Origin of the sequence: Marinibaculum pumilum (assembly GCF_042646425.1) — a bacterium.
In the GTDB taxonomy this organism is placed as follows: domain Bacteria; phylum Pseudomonadota; class Alphaproteobacteria; order Ferrovibrionales; family Ferrovibrionaceae; genus Marinibaculum; species Marinibaculum pumilum.
The window spans coordinates 1-503 of the sequence record NZ_JBHRTR010000041.1 but is presented as its reverse complement, the minus strand read 5'-3'; the positions used below and the strand labels follow the sequence as shown (position 1 = coordinate 503).

Annotated in this window: 1 protein-coding gene; it reads left to right on the top strand. The window is 59.8% G+C overall.

Annotation, left to right across the window (positions count from 1 at the left end; translation table 11 throughout):
• Positions 1 to 463: transposase (locus ACFOGJ_RS24020; protein WP_379905420.1), on the top strand; the 463-nt coding region annotated here is incomplete at its 5' end.
• Positions 464 to 503: the final 40 nt, after the last annotated feature.

The following is a 503-nucleotide window of genomic DNA, read 5'->3' as shown; positions in this document are numbered from 1 at the left end:
CGCCATCCTCTCCGACCGCATCGGTCTCCTGCCTAGGCGTCAGGGCAGAAACCGCAAGAACCCGTTCGCCGACCCCGTGCGCGAGGTCCGCGTCCGCATCCAGACCGGCAAGGTGCTCCGCATCCTCAGTAACGATCTCGATGCACCAGCTCAGGAAATTGCTGACCTCTACAAGCGGCGCTGGGCCATTGAGCTGTTCTTCCGCTGGGTCAAGCAAACCCTCAGAATCAGACACTTCCTCGGCAACAGCGAGAATGCCGTGCGCATTCAAATCGCCGTTGCTTTCATCGCATTCCTTCTGCTTCGCATGGCCCAGGCCGCGCAGAAAGCCGTGAGCCGGCCAATCGACCTCGCAAGACTGGTCCGCATCAACCTCATGCATCGGCGCTCCATCGGTAACCTGACCGGAAACGACCCGCCATCACCTCCAGACAGCCAACAGATGGCACTCCAATGGACATGACCACTAAACCGGACACCAGTGGGTCAAGCCATGGAATGAC